This window comes from Brenneria salicis ATCC 15712 = DSM 30166 (genome assembly GCF_003315515.1).
GTDB lineage: Bacteria > Pseudomonadota > Gammaproteobacteria > Enterobacterales > Enterobacteriaceae > Brenneria > Brenneria salicis.
Window position 1 is genome coordinate 1 of sequence record NZ_QNRY01000046.1, and the last position, 19,697, is coordinate 19,697.

Here is a 19,697-nt window from a genome sequence, read left to right on the forward strand (position 1 = left end):
TGAATGCTATGATCGGCATAACTCAGTCCGGTTGGTGATTTGTTTTGATTTGGCGATTGATCAGATCGCTCAAACCGGATTGAGTTCCCTTCAGTGATCTACTATTAGGCGCAGTTATTTAGACCGAAATGGTTATTTTTTCAACACTCTTTGCAAGCAAAGTTATTAATAAATTTATTTAACTTTATGATTGCAATCGCGGTTAAAATAAGCTCGCTCTCCTACAATAATTATCAGTACGAATATAACATTTTACGAATATAACATTTAGGAGTAGCTCTATGTCTGTCAAAGGTATACCCCCGCAAGCGCTCGCTGCTTATGGAATCCAGGATGTCCGCGATATCATTTATAACCCAAGCTACGAATTACTTTACAAGGAAGAACTCTCCCCTACTTTACAAGGTTATGAACGTGGCGTGGAAACCAATCTGGGCGCCATTGCCGTCGATACCGGTATCTTTACCGGTCGCTCTCCCAAGGATAAATATATCGTTCGTGATGATATCACCCGCGACACGGTATGGTGGTCTGATAAAGGGAACGGCAAGAATGACAACCATCCGCTGAGTCAGGAAGTCTGGACTCACCTGAAACAGCTTGTCACCCAACAGCTTTCTGATAAGCGTCTGTTCATCGTTGATGCCTTCTGCGGCGCCAACCCGGACAGCCGTCTGAAAGTCCGCTTTATCACCGAAGTTGCTTGGCAGGCACACTTCGTCAAAAATATGTTCATTCGTCCGACCGATGACGAATTACAGGATTTCGAACCTGATTTTATCGTGATGAATGGCGCCAAATGCACTAACCCGCAATGGCGGGAACAAGGGCTGAACTCCGAGAATTTCATCGCTTTCAACCTGACCGAGCGTATCCAGTTGATCGGCGGCACCTGGTACGGCGGCGAAATGAAGAAAGGGATGTTCTCCATCATGAACTACCTGCTGCCGCTGAAAGGCATCGCGTCCATGCACTGCTCGGCGAACGTCGGTGAAAAAGGCGATGTAGCGGTCTTCTTCGGTTTATCCGGCACCGGGAAAACCACCCTGTCGACCGATCCAAAACGGCAGTTGATTGGTGACGATGAGCACGGCTGGGATGATGACGGCGTGTTCAACTTTGAAGGCGGCTGTTACGCTAAAACCATCAAGTTGTCCAGGGAAGCGGAGCCGGACATCTATGGCGCGATCAAGCGGGATGCGCTATTGGAAAACGTCACCGTGCTGGCCGACGGCAGCGTGGATTTCAACGACGGTTCAAAAACCGAGAATACCCGCGTTTCCTATCCGATCTACCACATTCACAATATCGTTAAACCGGTATCCAAAGCCGGACATGCGACCAAAGTGATTTTCCTGACCGCGGATGCGTTCGGCGTATTACCCCCGGTTTCCCGTCTGACGTCAGATCAAACTCAGTACCATTTCCTGTCTGGCTTCACCGCTAAACTAGCCGGTACGGAGCGGGGCATTACGGAGCCGACGCCAACATTCTCCGCCTGCTTTGGCGCGGCATTCCTTTCGCTGCACCCGACACAGTATGCGGAAGTGCTGGTTAAGCGAATGAAGGCCGCAGGCGCGCAGGCCTATCTGGTCAACACCGGCTGGAACGGGACGGGAAAACGTATCTCCATTAAAGACACGCGCGGGATTATCGACGCCATTTTGAGCGGCAGCATTGATGATGTGGAAATGAAGACGTTGCCGATCTTCAATCTGGCGATCCCCACCTCGCTGCCGGGCGTGGATCCTGCGATCCTTGATCCGCGCGATACCTATGCCGATATCGCGCAGTGGCAGGAAAAAGCCGACGATCTGGCTCAGCGTTTTATCACCAATTTTGATAAATACACTGATACGCCGGCAGGCGCCGCACTGGTTACCGCCGGTCCTCGGCGGTAATTAAACGAAAGGCGCGGTTCGCCGCGCCTTTTTATTTATCAGGAAACATCACTCTTTCGCGGCGCGGCTATCGGCACCGACAACTTCATACGGCAACGGCAGATAAGCGCGGACACATAACCCGCCGCGCTCGCTGGTGCAAACGTCCAGCACGCCGTCATGGGCATCAATAATTCGCTGTACAATCGCCAGCCCCAGGCCGGTGCCGCTGGTGGTACGCGCGCTATCGCCGCGCACAAAGGGCTGGAACAGGTGCTTTAACTGCGCAGGATCGATACCTTCGCCATCGTCTTCCACCTGAAACCAGGCGCGCTGTAGTTCTCGTCCGGTACTGACCTTAATCCAACCGTTACCATAACGCGCCGCGTTAACCACCAGATTCAGCGCCGCACGCTTAATGGATAACGGACTCACGCGCACCAATAACTCACCGGCGGAAAAATCACTGTCGATCTGACGTTCATAACCACTTTCAGCGGCCACCACTTCACCCATAATCGCATTCAGATCGGCCACTTCGGTCTGCATCTCCTGACCGGTGCGCAGGTAGTCGATAAACTGCTCGATAATGGCATTACACTCTTCAATATCTTTATTGATCGACTCCGCCAGATAGTCATCTTCCTTGCTCATCATCTCCGTTGCCAGGCGGATACGCGTCAATGGCGTGCGTAAATCATGGCTCACGCCAGCCATCAGCAAAGTCCGATCGTCAGCCAGCAACTTCACGCCGGACGCCATCTGGTTAAAAGCGCGGGTCACGGAGCGCACCTCAGAAGCGCCGTATTCACGTAGCGGCGGGGGAATAATGCCTTTACCGACCTGCAAAGCCGCATGCTCCAGTTCGACCAATGGACGATTCTGGACCCGGATAAACAGCCAGGCGCCGCCGATCACCAGCAGCATAATCGCCAGCGTATAGCGGAACAGCGGCGAAAAATCGCCCTGATGAATTTCCGTTAGCGGCACACGCACCCAGATATCCGGCGACAACCAGGTTTTCAGCCATACCACCGGGGTATTTTTACTGACTTCGACCCGAACATCCGTCGGGCCGCCCAACTGCTGCGCCATCTGATCGCTCAGAAACTTATAGTGCTGCGCCCATCGCAGGCCGCTCTCCTCCGCCGCCGCGTTGGTATATAACGAAATGCCCAACTCACGGTAAATCTCACGTCGGAACGCAGGCGGCACCTCAAGCGTGGTGCCATCCTCCAATTGCAGGCTGTCGGTCATCAGCATTCTGACTTCGTAGGCGAGTACCTTATTAAACTGCTGTAAACTCGGTAGGATCGCGAAGTTTAACACCACCAGATAGGTGGTGACCAAACTGACAAACAACAACGTGACAATCAGCAGTAACGTCCGGGCAAATGCGCTACGCGGAGAAAAGCGCCATCGCGTCATGCCTTACTGCCGTCCGGTACAAAGACATAGCCCAGGCCCCACACAGTCTGGATATAGCGCGGATGCGCCGGATCCTCTTCCACCATGCGCCGCAGACGGGAAATCTGCACATCGATGGATCGCTCCATCGCACTGTATTCGCGGCCACGCGCCAGATTCATCAACTTGTCACGTGACAACGGCTCACGCGGATGACTGACCAGCGCTTTCAGCACCGCGAACTCACCGCTGGTTAGCGGCATCGGTTCGTCATCGCGGAACATTTCACGCGTACCCAGATTCAGTTTGAATTTACCAAACGCGATGATGGCTTCCTCCTGCGATGGCGCACCGGGCAGTTCATTCGCCTGACGACGCAACACCGCGCGGATACGGGCCAACAGTTCGCGCGGGTTGAATGGCTTGGGGATATAGTCATCCGCGCCAATTTCCAGCCCGACGATACGGTCGACTTCTTCCCCTTTGGCCGTCACCATGATGATAGGCATCGGGTTACTTTGACTGCGCAAACGTCGGCAAATGGATAAACCATCTTCACCCGGCAACATCAGATCCAGCACCATCAGGTGAAATGATTCGCGAGTCAGCAAACGATCCATTTGCTCAGCATTGGCAACGCTACGCACCTGAAAACCCTGTTCGGTCAGATAACGCTCCAGTAGCGCACGCAAACGCATGTCGTCATCTACAACCAGAATTTTATAGTTCTCTTGCATTCTCTTTCTCCAAAGGCGTAATAGCCGCCGATGCCGCTATTGTTCAGAATCATACGAATTACTGACAGCCGTTTCTGGTATACATTCGAGGCAAATTGTTACAAAGCATATTAAAATACGTGTAATCAACCAGTTCCGCTTGCCATTATAGTCGTTCTTGAATAAATCAATCGTGATTCGCCGCACCGTTGCAATAAAGATCGCGATCAGGCATCGCTTTATCACCACCCGGCCAGATTGACCTCCCGCAAAGGATCATTGGTATAATGTCAGCCGAACCATTTCCCCACGGCCACACCCACGACCATAAGAGTACAAACGCGTGAAAACGAATCTGATCACCCTGGAAGGATACAATAAACTCAAAGCGGAACACGATCATCTGTGGAATGTAAAACGACCGGAGATCACTAAAATCGTGTCATGGGCCGCCAGCCTGGGAGATCGTTCGGAAAACGCCGACTACACCTATAACAAGCGCTTGTTGCGTCAGATTGACCGCCGTGTTCGCTATTTGAGGAAATGTCTGAGCGAACTGCAAATTGTCGATTATTCTCCCCAGCAGGATGGCAAAGTTTTCTTTGGCGCCTGGGTTGAAATCGAAAATGAAGAGGGCCAGCGAAAGCGCTTTCGTATTGTCGGACCGGATGAAATTTATGGTGACGTGAAAGATTACATCTCCATTGATTCCCCTATGGCGCGCGCCCTGCTGAAAAAAGAGGTCGATCAGGAAGTTACCGTCGCCACCCCGGACGGCGATAAAACGTGGTTTGTGAACGCCATTGAATATCTCGGATCGGTACAGGAATAAATAACGGACAATCTGACCTTATCCGTTCTTGGAAAGACAACGCCACGCAGGAACGATTCCAGTTCTCTTTACGATTTTAAGTTGTTAATCTGATGAATCCCGATAGCCATAAAGACAGGCTAATTGATATCAAGTGATAAGATGAGACGGTTATGCTGCCAGCCTATTCCAATCAGCCCTTCAAAAAAATCACTTTTAATGCGGATTTACAGCAGTGGGAATCATTACTCCATGTTGAGTATGGTTTGATATCACATTTCGCGCCAAGCAAGGTATTTAATTCACATATTAGGATAAAAAGAAACAATATCATCTCGATTGCTCATGTCTGCACCGATCCAATATATCTCAGCGTGAACGATGAAAATGTAAGAGACGATGCTCTGCTATTCAAAATAGTACTGGACGGCAATGTTTTTATTGAAGAAAAACATGATATTAAAAAATATCCGCCAGGATCTATTCTGGCCGTTGACCCCGGTAGCGATTTTATTGAATATTTTAATGATGATACACAGTTGATCGTCATCCGTTGCCTGAAAAAGAATTTGCAGAATCACTTATTAAATAAACGTTATGACTTGCTCTCTGAGATTGATCCGCAATCTTCAGACGCCATGCTGGTTAAAAACATCATAATGCTGGCGGCGCAACCAGATATTAACCTGAATAACACGCTGTCACTTACGCTTTCTCATACCATTATCACGATGCTTGATGAGCTTGCCGCCAGCATTATGCCGAAATCAACAAATAAAGAGAGCCTGGCTAATTTAACATTGATCCGTGTGAAACAGTTCATTCATAAAAATCTATCAGATGAGACGCTGGATGCGAAGAAAATCGCCGATGGCGTCAAGCTTTCCATAAACTATCCGAACCGACTATTTAAAAATGAAAATACCTCGCTGATGCGCTACGTGTGGACACAAAGGGTTATTCTGGCTAATACACTATTGAACGACCACCATTCCAGCCATATGAGCATTGGTGAAATAGCCTGGCAGTGTGGTTTTGTCAGTCAATCGCATTTCTGCTACTTGTATAAGAAACACTATGATAGAAATGCCAGCCAATATCGTTCGCGGGAAAAAATCAACCCGGCATAGCCTTTGATCTCATGCTGGTATACCTGCCCTAAGCAGGTATACCGATTTATTATTCCGTATGTTCATGCCACAAAACGAATTGACTTACGATGGCTAAATGCTTCAAAACTGTATTTACCGTGATATTCTCCCATTCCTGATGGGCCGATACCGCCAAACGGCAACTCCGAAGACATCGCATGGGTTAAAATACCATTGACCTGCGCATCCCCTGACTGGATCTGGTTAATAATTTCGCTGCCCTGCTGTTCATTTTTAGTGAACACATAAAGCGCCAACGGTTTGGGATGATTTTCATTGATCTGTTTAATGACTGTATCAAGATCATCAAAAATTATTATCGGCAATAACGGGCCGAAAATTTCATGCTCCATTAATGCATCCGACCAGGAGACATCATCAATAATCGTGGCCTGAAAATGTCTTTTTTCGGAATCGCTATTACCGCCTGACACAATTTTCCCCTGCGTTTTATCGAGGTAATTATTCAGGATTGATACCTGTTTTTCAGAAACGACTTTCCCGTTCGATGCCAAATCGGGATACTTATGTTGGACACAAGGAAGCAGTTTTTCCATCAGCGAGGAGTGGATTCGCCGATCCACCAGCAAATAATCAGGTGCGATACAGGTTTGTCCGCTGTTGATGAATTTAGAAAATGCCAGGCTTTCAATTAATTGATCGATATCCGCGTCTTCACATGCAATCACCGGACATTTCCCCCCCAATTCCAGCACCACCGGCGTGAGATGTTTGGCCGCCGCTTCCATCACTATTTTGCCGACACCGGGGCTGCCCGTGAAAAAGATAAGGTTAAACGGCAAAGTAAGCAGTTGTGTATTTTCTTCCTTACCTCCCTGAATAACGGCGACATAGTTATCTGAAAACGTCTCTGCGATCACTTTTTCTATCACACTGGCGGAATGAGGCGTTAACTCGGATGGTTTCAAAATGGCGGTGTTCCCGGCGGCTATCGCGCCAATAAGCGGGCATAGCGTGAGATTGAACGGATAATTAAACGGTCCGACGATATAGCAAACCCCCAACGCTTCGTGCCGCACCACACAACGTGAGGGTTTTAATATCTCACTGACCTCGATCTTTATCTCCTCATCCTTACTCCATTGATCAATATGGCTCAAGGCGGTATCGATCTCCAGTATCACCGCACCTATTTCAGCCAGATCAACAACCTCTCTTGGCTTCCCCAGATCCTTGTCCAGCGCGTCGTAAATTAATTCCTTATTCGCCAGGATAGTCTTTTTCAGTTTTTGCAATGCTGCCTTTCTAAATTCAATATCTCTGGTCTGGTAAGATGAAAAAAAATCTTGTTGCGATTTAAATACGGATAGTATGCGTTCAGAACCAGTCATGATTTATATCCTCTCTGTATTTTAAAATCGGATTAGTGGCGACCTGATAAACAGGCGTCAACTAATGTTTTAGATCTTCGATAAACATCTCTACACCATAATTGGCGAGCGCCTGGGTCGGCGCATTCGTATTACCGCTGATAATATTAGGCATAATAGAAGCATCAATAATCCGCAGATTTTCGACGCCCTTAACACGCAGGCGTGCATCGACAACCGCCTTCTCATCTTTCCCCATACGGCTTGTGCCAACCGGATGCCACATGGTTGTCACGGTTTGCTTGATCCATGCGCCGATTTGTTCATCGGTCTGGTTTTGTGGCCCCGGCGCAACCTCACTTTCGAGATAGGCGGTCAAAGAAGGCTGACTCATCACTTCTCTCATCGCCTTCACGGATTTTATCGCGGTAGCGAGATCATATTCATCGGCCATAAAATTAGGATTGATCAGGGGTTCCGAAAAAGGATTCGTGTCGCGAAGCCTGATTTCACCCCGGCTTTTAGGCCGTAGCACCACGAGTTCGAAGGTGACCCCTGACTGGTTCCCTGACGGGCTAAGGCCATCCTCTGAGATAATCGGAACGTGATAACACTGGATGGTGGGTTCCGCGGTCAAATCGTCGGGGTTAAAATAGGAAACCGTTTCCACACCATTGCCTGCAGCCGGTCCGTCCTTGCTGATGAGATATTTCAACCCTGATTTCAGTGCGCCAATCCCCTGGGCGGCCTTTTGATAGCCTAAATCTCCCTTGCAGTAGGCTTTTACCGGTACAATCGGATGATCCTGTAAGTTTTTCCCCACATCAGGTGAATCGACTAAAACCGGCATACCCAATGCGGTTAAGTGTTCGGCAGGACCAACGCCAGAATGCATCAGGATTTTGGGCGAGTGTATCGCGCCGCCTGATAATATGACGTGTCCGGCACGAACCTGACGTAACTGGCTTCCTTCCTTGAACTCAACCCCCGTCGCCACACCGTTTTCAATCAGTATCCTGCTGACCGGACAGCGGGTTTTAATCTCCAGATTGGCGTGGCCACGCACAGGATTCAGATAGGCTACGGCGGCGCTGCACCGTCTGGCATCGGAAAAATTCCCTTGTACCGGCGAAACGCCTAATTGCGTTTTTCCGTTATAGTCAGGGTTATAAGGTAAACCATACTCCTGGAATGCCCGCAAACATCCCTGATTCAGTTTATTGATATTTTTGGGAAGCGAGACTTTTAACGGCCCGAACGCGCCATGATATTCATTGTGGAATGTATCATTGCCTTCCTGGGCGATAAAATGCGGCAGGATATCCTGCCATGACCATTTACCTTCCTCACCCACGGCATCCTGCCATTGTTGATAATCTCTTGCTTGTCCGCGCACATAACACATCGCGTTAATGGAACTGCCGCCGCCAATTACTTTTCCTGAGCGGTAGCGTTTAGGCTCGTTCGTAAGTTGCACTTGCGCAATGGTGTTATAGGGCTAGACATGTTTATCCTGTTGCAGGAGTTTGGCGAAACCGGCGGGGATTTGGATCAGCATATCGTCATCGTCATCACCGGCCTCCAACAGAAGTATTTTCAAATCCGTTTTTGCCGCTAATTTACCCACGACGACGCACCCTGCCGCACCGCCGCCCACCACGATCACATCATAATCATTTCTAACTGACATTATGCCATCTCCATTGCATACAGGTTCATTTCGAAAAGATGATCAATAGCCACAACTCGTTAAGTACAAAAAGGATAAATCCTCAGCCATCATCATAAAAACCACACATACCACCAATATAATTAACGTAATTAACATTTGATTAACTATACCGAAGATGAATGAACGCGCATTGCCTGAGACGTGCAATCAGATTGCTTGAAATGTGTATTCGTGAAAAAAATGTGACAGACATCAACGTCTGACGAAAGCGGCGTGTTCTGCAAACCTGCCGATATTTTCATCGCTTATCTCCACGCTGACATAAATGTGTCACCTCCATCCCTTACCTTTGCGTTCAGTTAAGCTACGGAGAACGACTTATGTTTAGCTTAGATGCCATTCTGCAAGACCTTGTCCCCCACCGTCAGACCCCCTCCTGGCAAAGAACCCTACTTCGAACATTATTATTCGAAAATGAAATCCAGCAGTTTGCCCAGCGTTATCCCCATCTGAAGGGATTGGATCTGGTCGAGCAAATTCTGGATCACTTTCATCTTAACTGTGAAATGGTGGAAGGAGATTTGGAAAACATCCCGAGCCAGGGGCCGGTGGTGTTGGTTGCCAACCATCCGATTGGTTCGCTGGATGGACTGGCGCTGTTACGCACAGTCGCCAGCATCAGACCGGATGTGCGTATCGTTGCCAGTCAGGTGCTTTCTTATGTTGTACCGCTGAAGAATCTGTTTTTTTCCGTGGATAACTTTAATCATAGCACCAACCGTCAGCAAGTTACCGCCATCCAGCAATATCTGAATAATGATGGGGCGATTATTGTTTTTCCGGCCGGGGAAGTCTCCCGCATCAGCCTGAAAGGGATTCGCGACGGACACTGGCGCAATGGTTTTATCCGTATGGCGAGCAAAGCGCGAGCGCCCATCGTTCCGATCCATATCAGCGGGCGCAACAGCAGCCTGTTTTATCTCTCATCGCTGATTTATCAACCGTTTTCCACCCTGCTGCTGGTCAGGGAAATGTTTCGTCAGCAGGGCAACCGGCTCAAACTGCGCATTGGCGCGCGCATTCCTTATGCTACCTGGAGTCAGGGCGACTGGCAGGCCAACGATCTTGCTGCCCGTTTTCGCCGTCACGTTTATCGATTGGGACAGGGGAAACCCGGTTGCTTTTCCGGCGAAAAACCCATCGCGCTGGCCGAAGACCGGGTGATGTTGAAACGCGCCTTGTCTGATTGTGAAATGCTCGACACCACGCCAGATGGGAAGAGGGTCTGTCTCTACCAACGCGGCGACGAAGATTATGTGCCGATCCTGCGCGAATTAGGGCGCCTGCGGGAAATCGCCTTCCGCGCCGTCGGCGAAGGTTCCGGTCAGCGCCGCGATCTGGACAGCTATGATGATGACTACCTGCACCTCATTCTGTGGGATGAGCACGATCTGGAAATTGTCGGCGCTTATCGTTTTATTCCGACCGCTCGCCAGATCGCCGGGAGAGGGAAAAATGGCCTCTATAGCCACAGCCTGTTTCACTACGGTGAAGAGATGAACCCGATATTGGCGTCCGGGATCGAACTGGGGCGCAGTTTCATTCAGCCGAAATACTGGGGCAAGCGCGGACTGGACTATCTCTGGTTGGGCATTGGCGCTTATCTGGCGCGTTACCCGGAATATCGCTATCTGTTCGGCCCGGTTTCGCTGTCCGGCGCACTGCCGCCAACCGCGCGCGATTTGCTGATCGCCTTTTATCGTCTGCACTTCGCCCCCGACCAGCCGCTGGCCCAATCGCGCCGTCCTTATCCGGCATCACTGCCCGACGTACTGAAACAATTTGAAGGCACGGATTATCAGCAGGATCTGACGCGCCTGAAAAGCATGCTGAACAACATGGGCTGCGCCATTCCGGCGCTGTATAAACAGTACTCTGAAATCTGCGAGCCCGGCGGCGTCAGATTTATTGATTTCGGTATCGATCCTGATTTCAACAACTGTATCGACGGGTTAGTGCTGGTGGATTTACAGCAGCTTAAACCATCCCGTTACCAGCGCTACATTGCCCCCTTCATGAGTGAAAACGCGTCAGACGAGTGAGTAAAAACAGCGATATAGCGATAAACACATAACCAGCCCGTACAAGGTGCGAGTGGATAGGTTTAATGATTATAACGGGCAACCCAATTTACGCAGGATAGCGTCAAAGCGCTCAGGGTCCGCAGTGCCAGCCTGATTATGGCGCCGGATGAGGTTTTCTTTTGCCAACTGCTCCCTTGCCTTGACAAGGATGTCCGCCGCTTGTGCGGCAGTGACGGCCACGGCGCCGTCACTGTCGGCGATAACCATATCCCCTGGATTGACCACCATCCCGGCACAACAAACCGGGACGTTGATCTCTCCAGGGCCGGTTTTGCTGGGGCCGCGATGAGTATGACCTTTGGCGTAAACCGGTATTTCGCTGCTGGCCCATTCCGCCAGATCCCGTATCGCGCCATCCACGATAAAACCCGCGATGTTGCGCGTGATGGCGGTGGTTTTTATCAATCCGCCAATCAGCGCCTGCGTCACATCACCGCCGCCGTCAATAACGATGATATCGCCGGGTTGCGCCATAAAGAGCGCTTTATGGATCATCAGATTATCCCCAGGCCAGACACGAACCGTAATGGCGGGGCCGCAAATGATTCTATCCACGTCCTGATGATAACGCTGAAGCCCGATGGTTCCCGTACTTCTTCCCAGGCAGTCGCCAATCACGGCAGCCGGTATATCCCGATAGGCCGCAACCAGTTCCGCGCTGATATTACACTGGCGCGGAGCGATGTAATAACCGGCTGGCCATCCTTGCTGTTCAGTACTCATGTCGCTTGATGTCCTCGTAACATTAATTCCACACGTTCAGATTCAGGTTATATGTTTTTATCGTAACTGTGCTTTTATCGTAATGAAGGTAAAAACCGTCAGGCCTGTCGTTTTGACACATAATCCCGGCGCGGCTCACCGGTATAGATCTGACAAGGACGATAGATCTTCATTTCCGGCTGGTTATGCATTTCATTCCAGTGCGCAATCCACCCGATGGTGCGGCCCACGGTGGAAATAACCGTGAACATCGACGGCGGCAGCCCCATCGCTTTAAGGATCACCGCCGTGTAAAAATCGGCGCTGGGATACAGTTTGTTTTCCAGAAAATAGGGATCGGTAATGGCGATATGTTCCAGTTCAATCGCCACCTGCAGCAGGCTGTCTTCCATCCCCAGTTCAGCCAGCACCTCATAACAGGTTTTACGCAGGATCGCCGCACGCGGATCGAAATGCTGATACACCGAGTTGCCGAATCCCATCAGACGCAACGAATTGCGTCCGTCTTTCGCGCGTTTCAAAAATTCCGGGATCCGATCCACGGTTTTAATCTCTTCCAGCATACGCATACAGGCTTCATTCGCGCCGCCATGCATCGGCCCCCACATGGACGCCAGCCCTGCGGCGATACAGGCAAACGGATTGGCGCCGGACGAGCCAGACGCCCTTACCGCCATCGTTGACGGACACTGACCGTGATCGGCATGCAGGATCAGAATTCGATTCATGGCGCGCTCCAGCACCGGATTCACCTCATATTTCTCCGCCGGAACAGAAAACAACATATGCAGGAAATTACCGGTATAGGATAAGGCGTTACGAGGATAAACCGCAGGCTGTTCGATGGAATATTTATAACACATCGCCGCCAGCGTCGGCATTTTGGACAACAGGCGAACCGCCGCCAATTCACGATGCTCCGCATTATTAATATCCAGCACATCATGATAGAACGCGGCAAGCGCCCCCACGACCGCGCACATCAGCGCCATCGGGTGCGCGTCGCGCCGAAATCCGCTGAACATACGCGCTATTTGTTCATGGATCAGGGTGTGACGGGTAATGTCGCTGGTGAATTGCGCATATTCTTCCGCCGTAGGCGTGTCGCCGCGCAGCAAAATAAAACAGACCTCGATGAAGTCGCACTGCTCCGCCAGTTGTTCAACAGGAAACCCGCGGTGCAGGAGTACGCTGTTCACCGCATCAATGTAAGTAATGGCGGATTCACACCCGGCGGTGTTGGCAAATCCGGGATCGTAGCTGCACAGTCCCTGAGCGCCAAACGGACGGATATCCACAGCGTCTTTTCCCATCACGCCGGACCGCATCTCCAGCGTCAGTTTTTCTTTGCCATCTATTGCCAACGCAGACTGTCTTGCTGTCATGAATCTTTCTCCTGCCGAATGAATAATCGTGTTCGCTATTACGAAATATATCTCATTGTTATTGGCGGGCGGCTTGTCGTCACGACGCCTACCCTGCTTATTTAATACGCTAAAATCGCCGCGGAATTGCAAGAATCCGACGTAATATTGATTCAGGTAAAGTTTGCCGCCTGCCCGGTACGCATGAGCGCGCCACGCCGCCGCAGGCTCAACGGGATCGGCTGGCATTTTTCGCGCTCAGTCCGTATAACTGTCCCCTTGCCATTTAATCCATTAATTGATGACCATCGATATAGACCTATGAATGATTCATTAAGCCAGATTATTGCCCGCGAATTGCAGGCCCGAACGGAGCAGGTGGACGCCGCCGTGCGCCTGCTGGACGAAGGCAACACCGTCCCTTTTATCGCACGTTACCGTAAAGAAGTCACTGGCGGGTTGGATGATACCCAATTGCGTCTGCTGGAAACGCGTCTGAGTTACCTGCGGGAACTGGACGATCGCCGACAGACTATTCTGAAATCAATTGACGAACAGGGAAAACTGACCGAAGCGCTCGCCAGCGCCATCAACAGCACGCTGAGCAAGACCGAACTGGAAGATCTTTATCTGCCGTACAAGCCCAAACGCCGTACTCGCGGACAGATCGCCATTGAAGCCGGTCTTGAACCGCTGGCGGACAGCCTGTGGCGAGATCCCGCCCAGACGCCGGAACTCGCCGCCCAGCATTATGTTGATGCCGAAAAGGGCGTGACGGACACCAAAGCGGCGCTGGATGGCGCACGTTATATTTTGATGGAACGCTTCGCGGAAGATGCCGAGCTGCTGGCGAAAGTGCGTCACTATCTGTGGAAAAACGCCCATCTGGTATCCCGCGTGGTGGAAGGCAAAGAGGACGAAGGGGCGAAATTTCGCGACTACTTCGACCATCACGAACCGATTGCTCAGGTGCCGTCTCACCGGGCGCTCGCCATGTTCCGCGGTCGTAACGAAGGGTTCCTGCAACTGTCGCTGAACGCCGATCCGCAGTTTGAAGAAGCGCCGAGTGAAAGCCATTGCGAACAGATTATCACCGATCACCTGAATCTGCGTTTAGGCAATGCGCCCGCGGATAACTGGCGTAAAGCGGTCATCAACTGGACGTGGCGCGTCAAAATCCTGCTGCACCTTGAAACCGAACTGATGGGTAGCGTGCGGGAGAAAGCCGAAGACGAAGCGATCAATGTGTTCGCCCGTAACCTGCACGATCTGCTGATGGCCGCGCCAGCAGGCATGCGCGCCACCATGGGGCTCGATCCCGGTCTGCGTACCGGCGTGAAAGTCGCGGTGGTGGACGCCACCGGCAAAGTCGTAGCCACCGACACGATTTATCCTCATACCGGACAGGCCGCCAAAGCTGCCGCCATCGTTGCAGCTTTGTGCATCAAGCATCAGGTTGAATTGGTGGCAATCGGCAACGGCACCGCGTCACGCGAAACCGAGCGTTTCTTCCTCGATACGCAAAAACAGTTCCCCGATATCAAGGCGCAAAAAGTGATCGTGAGCGAAGCCGGAGCATCAGTCTATTCGGCGTCCGAACTGGCCGCGCAAGAGTTTCCCGATCTGGATGTTTCGCTGCGCGGCGCGGTGTCCATCGCCCGCCGCTTACAGGACCCGCTGGCCGAACTGGTGAAAATCGACCCGAAATCCATCGGTGTCGGCCAGTATCAGCATGACGTCAGTCAGAGTCTGCTGGCGAAAAAACTGGATGCGGTGGTTGAGGACTGCGTCAACGCCGTCGGCGTTGATCTGAATACCGCGTCCGTCGCGCTGTTGACGCGGGTGGCGGGGTTGACGCGGATGATGGCGCAGAACGTGGTCGCCTGGCGCGACGAAAATGGCCGCTTCCGCAGCCGGGAGCAGTTGCTGAAAGTCAGCCGTCTGGGGCCGAAAGCCTTTGAGCAGTGCGCGGGCTTCCTGCGCATCAATCACGGGGATAACCCGCTGGATGCTTCGACCGTTCACCCGGAAGCCTACCCTGTCGTGGAGCGTATTCTGGCCGCCACGGAACAGGCGTTGCAGGATCTGATGGGCAACCCCGCCGCCCTGCGCAACCTGAAACCGGCGGATTTTACTGATGCGCGTTTTGGCGTGCCGACCGTGACCGACATCATCAAAGAACTGGAAAAACCGGGGCGTGATCCGCGTCCTGAGTTCAAAACCGCCAACTTTGCCGATGGCGTGGAAACCATGAATGATCTGACGCCCGGTATGATCCTGGAAGGCGCGGTCACTAACGTCACCAACTTCGGGGCATTCGTGGATATTGGCGTACATCAGGATGGTTTGGTGCATATCTCGTCACTTGCCGACCATTTCGTCGATGATCCGCACAAGGTGGTGAAAGCCGGAGATATCGTCAAGGTCAAGGTGATGGAAGTGGATCTGCAACGCAAACGCATCGCGCTGACCATGCGCCTCGACGAGCAGCCGGGCGAAACCGCCGTCCGCCGCAACAGCGGCACGCGCGATAACGCTGCCTTCTCCGGGCGTCCGGGAGCAGGCAAAGCGCGTACCCGCCCCGCCAGCACATCGTCCGCGGGCAACAGCGCCATGAGCGACGCGCTGGCCGCGGCGTTTAAAAAGCGCTGAACACCGCAGCCCCGGCCTTCACTTTCACTGGTGAAGACGTCATTCATAGCAAAACGCCTGACGGGGCTTCCCCGCCAGGCGTTTTGTTTATACCTATAGCTTATTATTTATCTTGTGGTTTTACCGCCAGGGCATCCACAATAACCCGGAACAGATCCGTGTTTTCCATATAACCCCGGATCCGCTCGGCTCCCGGCCCGCTGGCCTGAATCACCATATCGTCCACGGAATGTACGCCGCCATCGGAAGCGCGTGGCAAGTTGCCTTCGCGTAACACGGCGCCCGGTACGTTTTCATAGGCTTTGTTCGCCACATACTCTTTTTTGTCATTCTCCACAGCGGGTACAAAGGTGCCTGCCAGTTTCGGACGGAAAGTTTCGTAGTAGTCAGGGAAGTTATTGAAGAACACCGCCAGACGTTTGGAGACATTCACATCGTCCGGGTAACCATCTTTATTGGCATCCTGATAATTCGGGAAGCCGGCTTCTTCATACACGCCCACTTTCTCACGCATGTCGGCACCCGGTTTATTGTCATCCACCGTGCCGATAATGGAGATACCGTGAGTATGGTCGCCCGTTACGATGATCATGGTGTCCGGGTTTTTCTCGGCAAACTTCTGCGCCAGCGCCACTGACTGATCGAGCATGATGGTGTTATAGAACGCCCGCTCCCAGTCAAGCGGATGCGATGCTTTATCGATAAGCGCCGATTCCACCATCAGAAAGAAGCCGTCTTTATTTTTAGACAGCACATCCAGCGCCGCCTGCGTCATTTCGGTCAGATCCGGCTGATTGGGGAATTTTTTGGTGACGTCGTTTTTCAGAAAACGGCGATCCAGTACCCCGTCCATATTGCCGCTATGGAACAGCCCCAGCAGTTTGGTGGCCTGCGCCGCATTTTTCTTCAGGGTATCGGCATCGGTTGCCAGGGTATAACCCGCCTGCTGGAATTTTTCGAGGTAGTTGGTTTCGTCTTTACGCTTGGAGCCCGGCGCGCTCTTGGGCAGGAAATAGGCCGAACCGCCTCCCAGGATCACGCTAGGTTGCACGTTGTAAAACATGCCGACGATCTCAGATTTGTCCGCCCGGCGACGAGTGTGGGATACCACCGCGGCTGGCGTCGCATCTTCAATCTCCGCGTCGCTGACCACACCGACAGACATCTTCGTTGAACGGCTAATCAACTCGCCCAGCGTTTCTTGCTTCGGATGCTCCAGCGAGTTTTTACTCCGGCTGACGTAAACGCCCAGCGCGTTCACGCCGGATTTATGCCCCGTCATGTAGGCGCTCATGGTATTGGCGCTGTCGGCGGCAATGGAATCGGTACTGGATGTACCGGCGAACGCCATGTATTGCAGATCGTCAATCGCCAGACGCCCGTCGGCTTTCCCTTCGGTAATACCTTTGGACAAAATGCGCGCCCCGGTACGGTGAGCCACCGACAGGCCATCACCGATAAACAGGATCACGTTTTTGGCTTTGCGCGTTTCCGGCGTTTGGTAAACGTCCCAGGTCACCTGGGTTTTTTTGCCTCTGGCCTGCGCCTCCACCACATATTTCCCGGCGGCAGGCAACTGCACATCCCGTAGCCACACCGTCGAGGCATTGGCGCCGTCTTCGCGTTCAACAAAGGTGGCTGTTTTTCCCAGCACCTGCTGATAATCCTTACCATTTATCAGAATGCGAATATCTTCCGGTTTGAGAACCTCATCAAACTCAACTTTAAAATCGAATTTACCGCCCGCCAGCATGTTGGCGCGGTCGATAGGATAAATGGCTTGTGCCTGCGCCATTCCCGGCAGGGCGGCGGCAAACAACAAAGGCAGTAACCAGCGAGCTTTCATCGTGATGTCCTTGATTGGAAAATTAGCAGGACATAACGTAGTTATTTTTTCTTACAGTTTGATGAATCGCCGCAACATTTCTTCCGGGCGGCTAATCCGCTTTCTCTTTTAACGGAAAACGCCGACGCACCACGACGAAAAACAGCGGGACAAAAAAAATGGCGAGGAATGTCGCGGATACCCTGCTGCCGATCACGCCGGCGCCAACCGCGTGCTGACTGGCTGATCCCGCGCCGCCGCTGATCGCCATCGGCATTACGCCAGAAATAAACGCATGCGACGTCATCAGAATTGGCCGTAATCGCTGACGGGAAGCCCCCAGCGTCAGCCATATTCCGAAGTGGTGAATCTATGAACAGTTTATATAGAGTATCGGCAGGTCACCGCCTTGCCATCGGGCGCTAAATCACCTTACCTGTCAGCATGGTCGAAACCGTGGAGAAATTGAGGAGAAAATGTAAATTATCGCCGTTTACAGGTCGGCGAAAGCCGTTACCGCCTCAACAACCGCCGCCGGGTGAGAAATAAACGGGGCATGCGCCGCTTTGGGGATCACTAACGATGACGAGTGCGGCCACCGTTCATCCAGCAAACCAGCCACCTTACGCGGCACCAATCCATCCAGCGCGCCATACAGCCGCAGGAACGGCAGCATCAGCGAAGCCAGTGGTTGACGCAAATCCGTCTGACGCAAAATATCCAGACCGCCATTTAGCACTTCGACCGGCGGCATGGGTTGCTCCAGCACCACGCTTTTCAGTAAACGGACATCCTGCCGCGCGCTCGCCGTTCCTAACGTTTGCAACGCCAGAAAGCGTTCCACCGTGCGCTGAAAATCATCCCGGAGTTGCTGCTGAAATCCATGCAGCACCTCCGGCTTGATGCCCGGCCAGTCGTCCTGGGCGCGGAAACAAGGGGAAGAGGCCAGCGTAATCAGGCCCTTGACCCGCTGCGGCGCACTCAACGCCACCTGACTGGCAACCAGCCCGCCGAGTGACCATCCCAGCCAGATAGCGCGCGCCGGCGCCTGCGCCAAAACAATATCCGCCATCGCTTCCAGCGACACGGGACCAAAACCCTGACTTCTGCCATAACCAGGCAAGTCCACCAGATGCAGACGAAAATGCGATGCCAGCCGCGATGAAATGCCATGCCACACCCCAGCATTCAGCCCCCAGCCGTGCAACAGCACAAGTTCCGTTTTTCCTGTGCCTTCAGTCTGCCAATACAGCGATGCCATCGGTTATCTTCCTGTCTTCGTAATACATGCTTGTTCATTTAAGGGAAAACGCTATGTTAACCATCGCCGCCCACTGCTGGCTATGCCGACTACCGCTTTATCATAGCCGACATGGTATCTGCTCATCTTGCCAACGCCATTTACCGCCCCTGCCCCGCTGCTGCCCGCGTTGCGGTTTATCCACCAGCGATCCAACCTGGCAATGTGGCCGTTGTGTGCAACATCCCCCGCTGTGGCAGTCGATAATTTTTGTCGGCGATTACCGTGCGCCCTTCAATACGCTACTGAAATTGTTCAAGTTTCATGGCAAAACGGAACTGGCCACCGTCCTGGCTCGCCAGATTTTATTCGCCTGGCTGAGCGCCTATCGGGAGTACGCACTGCGGGGAACCGGGCCGCAATGCCGGCCCGATGTTCTGTTTACCGTTCCGTTGCACAAACAGCGTCAGTGGCGACGGGGTTTCAACCAGACCGAACAGTTAGCGCGTCCGCTGGCGCATTGGCTTGGCTGTGAATATTCGCCGCGGGCGATCCGTCGTCTGCGTCAAACCCGCATTCAACAAACACTCAGCGCCAGCGCCCGCCGTAAAAATCTCGCCGGCGCGTTTGTCTGCCCGGCGTCACTGGCAGGCAGGACGGTCGCGTTGCTTGACGATGTGGTCACCACCGGCAGCACCGCCGCGGAAATCAGCCGTCTGCTGCTGGCGCGCGGCGCAGTCAGCGTTCAGGTATGGTGTTTGTGCCGAACCTTGTAGTTCAG

At 52.4% G+C, this 19,697-nt stretch carries 15 protein-coding genes and 1 pseudogene; 6 read left to right on the forward strand and 10 right to left on the reverse strand.

Annotated elements, in window-relative coordinates:
• Positions 1–281: 281 nt before the first annotated feature.
• Positions 282–1,901, forward strand: a complete 1,620-nt coding sequence (pckA, locus tag DES54_RS15380) for a phosphoenolpyruvate carboxykinase (ATP) (protein WP_113868872.1) — start codon at positions 282–284, stop codon at positions 1,899–1,901.
• 48 nt (positions 1,902–1,949) lie between these two features.
• On the opposite strand, the gene envZ is transcribed toward pckA, so the two are convergent.
• Complete coding sequence (envZ, locus tag DES54_RS15385; protein WP_113868874.1) at positions 1,950–3,308, reverse strand: two-component system sensor histidine kinase EnvZ; 1,359 nt, start codon at positions 3,306–3,308, stop codon at positions 1,950–1,952.
• Entirely contained in the window at positions 3,305–4,024 is a 720-nt protein-coding gene (ompR, locus tag DES54_RS15390) for an osmolarity response regulator transcription factor OmpR (protein WP_005969424.1), read from the reverse strand. The genes envZ and ompR overlap by 4 nt, the downstream gene beginning before the upstream one ends.
• A gap of 322 nt (positions 4,025–4,346) precedes the next feature.
• Here ompR and greB point away from each other — a divergent pair, with 322 nt between their 5' ends.
• Complete coding sequence (gene greB, locus DES54_RS15395) at positions 4,347–4,835, forward strand: transcription elongation factor GreB (RefSeq protein ID WP_113868876.1); 489 nt, start codon at positions 4,347–4,349, stop codon at positions 4,833–4,835.
• 152 nt (positions 4,836–4,987) lie between these two features.
• The gene (locus DES54_RS15400; protein ID WP_113868878.1) at positions 4,988–5,944 is read left to right on the forward strand and encodes a helix-turn-helix transcriptional regulator; all 957 of its coding nucleotides are present in this window, start codon (positions 4,988–4,990) and stop codon (positions 5,942–5,944) included.
• Between the two features lie 62 nt (positions 5,945–6,006).
• Here DES54_RS15400 and mdlD read toward each other — a convergent pair whose 3' ends face one another.
• The 3 genes from mdlD to DES54_RS19190 form a co-directional block, all read right to left on the reverse strand.
• Complete coding sequence (gene mdlD / locus DES54_RS15405; protein ID WP_113868879.1) at positions 6,007–7,317, reverse strand: NAD(P)-dependent benzaldehyde dehydrogenase MdlD; 1,311 nt, start codon at positions 7,315–7,317, stop codon at positions 6,007–6,009.
• Positions 7,318–7,378: 61 nt separating this feature from the next.
• Positions 7,379–8,773, reverse strand: coding sequence for a GMC family oxidoreductase (locus DES54_RS19185; protein ID WP_205680184.1), 1,395 nt, complete (start codon positions 8,771–8,773; stop codon positions 7,379–7,381).
• 21 nt (positions 8,774–8,794) lie between these two features.
• Positions 8,795–8,986 (reverse strand): lycopene cyclase family protein, encoded by a 192-nt coding sequence (locus DES54_RS19190; RefSeq protein ID WP_205680185.1) that lies wholly within the window; start codon positions 8,984–8,986, stop codon positions 8,795–8,797.
• 362 nt (positions 8,987–9,348) lie between these two features.
• On the opposite strand from DES54_RS19190, the gene olsF reads away from it, so the two are divergent.
• On the forward strand, positions 9,349–11,070 hold the full coding sequence (olsF, locus tag DES54_RS15415; RefSeq protein WP_113868881.1) for a bifunctional ornithine lipid synthase OlsF: 1,722 nt from the start codon (positions 9,349–9,351) through the stop codon (positions 11,068–11,070).
• A 69-nt stretch (positions 11,071–11,139) separates the two neighbouring features.
• Here the strand turns inward: olsF and DES54_RS15420 are convergent, their stop codons facing one another.
• Positions 11,140–11,835 (reverse strand): RraA family protein, encoded by a 696-nt coding sequence (locus DES54_RS15420; RefSeq protein WP_113868883.1) that lies wholly within the window; start codon positions 11,833–11,835, stop codon positions 11,140–11,142.
• A gap of 98 nt (positions 11,836–11,933) precedes the next feature.
• Positions 11,934–13,220 (reverse strand): citrate synthase, encoded by a 1,287-nt coding sequence (locus tag DES54_RS15425; protein WP_113868901.1) that lies wholly within the window; start codon positions 13,218–13,220, stop codon positions 11,934–11,936.
• A 300-nt stretch (positions 13,221–13,520) separates the two neighbouring features.
• On the opposite strand from DES54_RS15425, the gene DES54_RS15430 reads away from it, so the two are divergent.
• Entirely contained in the window at positions 13,521–15,851 is a 2,331-nt protein-coding gene (locus DES54_RS15430; protein ID WP_113868885.1) for a Tex family protein, read from the forward strand.
• Between the two features lie 103 nt (positions 15,852–15,954).
• Here DES54_RS15430 and DES54_RS15435 read toward each other — a convergent pair whose 3' ends face one another.
• The 3 genes and pseudogenes from DES54_RS15435 to bioH form a co-directional block, all read right to left on the reverse strand.
• Positions 15,955–17,697, reverse strand: coding sequence for an alkaline phosphatase (locus DES54_RS15435; RefSeq protein WP_113868887.1), 1,743 nt, complete (start codon positions 17,695–17,697; stop codon positions 15,955–15,957).
• Positions 17,698–17,788: 91 nt separating this feature from the next.
• Positions 17,789–18,022, reverse strand: a pseudogene (locus tag DES54_RS15440) (efflux RND transporter permease subunit); the annotation flags it as partial.
• 147 nt (positions 18,023–18,169) lie between these two features.
• The gene (gene bioH, locus DES54_RS15445) at positions 18,170–18,937 is read right to left on the reverse strand and encodes a pimeloyl-ACP methyl ester esterase BioH (protein ID WP_113868889.1); all 768 of its coding nucleotides are present in this window, start codon (positions 18,935–18,937) and stop codon (positions 18,170–18,172) included.
• Positions 18,938–18,990: 53 nt separating this feature from the next.
• Here bioH and gntX point away from each other — a divergent pair, with 53 nt between their 5' ends.
• Positions 18,991–19,692, forward strand: coding sequence for a DNA utilization protein GntX (gntX, locus tag DES54_RS15450; RefSeq protein WP_113868891.1), 702 nt, complete (start codon positions 18,991–18,993; stop codon positions 19,690–19,692).
• The last annotated feature ends 5 nt before the right edge of the window (positions 19,693–19,697 follow it).

What these genes read in the sequence shown, in the direction of transcription:
- pckA (WP_113868872.1), top strand. Translation starts at nt 282, where the DNA reads ATGTCTGTCAAAGGTATACCCCCGCAAGCGCTCGCTGCTTATGGAATC.
- envZ (WP_113868874.1), bottom strand. Translation starts at nt 3,308, where the DNA reads ATGACGCGATGGCGCTTTTCTCCGCGTAGCGCATTTGCCCGGACGTTA.
- ompR (WP_005969424.1), bottom strand. Translation starts at nt 4,024, where the DNA reads ATGCAAGAGAACTATAAAATTCTGGTTGTAGATGACGACATGCGTTTG.
- DES54_RS15400 (WP_113868878.1), top strand. Translation starts at nt 4,988, where the DNA reads ATGCTGCCAGCCTATTCCAATCAGCCCTTCAAAAAAATCACTTTTAAT.
- mdlD (WP_113868879.1), bottom strand. Translation starts at nt 7,317, where the DNA reads ATGACTGGTTCTGAACGCATACTATCCGTATTTAAATCGCAACAAGAT.
- DES54_RS19190 (WP_205680185.1), bottom strand. Translation starts at nt 8,986, where the DNA reads ATGTCAGTTAGAAATGATTATGATGTGATCGTGGTGGGCGGCGGTGCG.
- olsF (WP_113868881.1), top strand. Translation starts at nt 9,349, where the DNA reads ATGTTTAGCTTAGATGCCATTCTGCAAGACCTTGTCCCCCACCGTCAG.
- DES54_RS15420 (WP_113868883.1), bottom strand. Translation starts at nt 11,835, where the DNA reads ATGAGTACTGAACAGCAAGGATGGCCAGCCGGTTATTACATCGCTCCG.
- DES54_RS15425 (WP_113868901.1), bottom strand. Translation starts at nt 13,220, where the DNA reads ATGACAGCAAGACAGTCTGCGTTGGCAATAGATGGCAAAGAAAAACTG.
- DES54_RS15430 (WP_113868885.1), top strand. Translation starts at nt 13,521, where the DNA reads ATGAATGATTCATTAAGCCAGATTATTGCCCGCGAATTGCAGGCCCGA.
- DES54_RS15435 (WP_113868887.1), bottom strand. Translation starts at nt 17,697, where the DNA reads ATGAAAGCTCGCTGGTTACTGCCTTTGTTGTTTGCCGCCGCCCTGCCG.
- bioH (WP_113868889.1), bottom strand. Translation starts at nt 18,937, where the DNA reads ATGGCATCGCTGTATTGGCAGACTGAAGGCACAGGAAAAACGGAACTT.
- gntX (WP_113868891.1), top strand. Translation starts at nt 18,991, where the DNA reads ATGTTAACCATCGCCGCCCACTGCTGGCTATGCCGACTACCGCTTTAT.